We start from the raw sequence: 1,002 nt of genomic DNA on the forward strand, positions 1-1,002 counted from the left end.
TGGAGTGGGAAGGATAAACTGGACTTTCTTTTAAGGATCCTCAAGCGTATTGCCGCTCGTATTCCACTGGAGACATGTAGCCCAGGGTGGAATGCATGCGCACCCTATTGTAATAGAGCTCTATGTACTTGAAGATGTCCTGCTTGGCCTCGTCCCTCGTCCCATAGCTCCTCTCTTTCACCAATTCCCTTTTCAGCGTCTTGAAGAACGACTCGGCCACCGCGTTGTCCAGCGGCGTGCCGGGCCTTGATACCGACTGGACTATGCCATGCGAGTCCAGACACCGCTGGAATGAACGGGAGGTGTACTGCGCGCCCTGATCGTCATGGAAGACGAGGCTGCCGTCATCTGGCGGACCCTCCCTGCCGACCGCCTGCTCCATCGCGTCGATCGCGACCTTCTCGGTGATGCGCTCGGACATCGACCAGCCCACGACCTTGCGGGAGAAGGCGTCTATCACGGCTGCGAGATAGAGCCACCCTTCTCTTGTGGGTATGTAGGTGATGTCGCCCACCCAAAGCCTGTTGCGCTCGCCCACGGTGAAAGCGCGCTCTACCAGGTTCAACCGAGGGTCTCCCGGCTCGACCTTCTTCTGGATGCGGTGTTTTCGGGTCGCGCCCTTTCCGGCAAGTCCGAGCTTCTGCATGATGCGGAGCACGCGCTTCTCGCTCACGACGATGCCGCTTTTTCGCAGTTCGCGGTTGATGCGCCGGTAGCCGTAACGGCCCTTGTGCCGCTCGAAGGCCTCGACGACGAAACCTTCGATCGCCTCCCGCTCTATCTGGGCGTCGGACTTCTTCCGGCCGAGATACTCGTAGAAACCGGATTTCGAGACTTTCATCAGCCCGCATGCCTTCTTGATGGGGCCGATCTCGCCCCTATGCTCTTTGAGGAACTCGAACCTCACGCATGGTCTTGACTCAAGAAGGCCCGGAAATTTTTTAGTATCTCGTTCTCGCGCTCGAGCTCCTCGACCTTCTTCTTGAGCTTCACGATCTCGTA

At 58.0% G+C, this 1,002-nt stretch carries 1 protein-coding gene; it reads right to left on the bottom strand.

The features are described from left to right. Positions 1 to 40: 40 nt before the first annotated feature. A partial coding sequence (locus AAAX35_RS09585) for an IS3 family transposase (RefSeq protein WP_349117460.1) occupies positions 41 to 1,002 on the bottom strand: 962 nt, incomplete at its 5' end.

It is taken from the genome of Collinsella sp. CLA-ER-H11 (assembly GCF_040092445.1).
Taxonomy (GTDB): domain Bacteria; phylum Actinomycetota; class Coriobacteriia; order Coriobacteriales; family Coriobacteriaceae; genus Collinsella.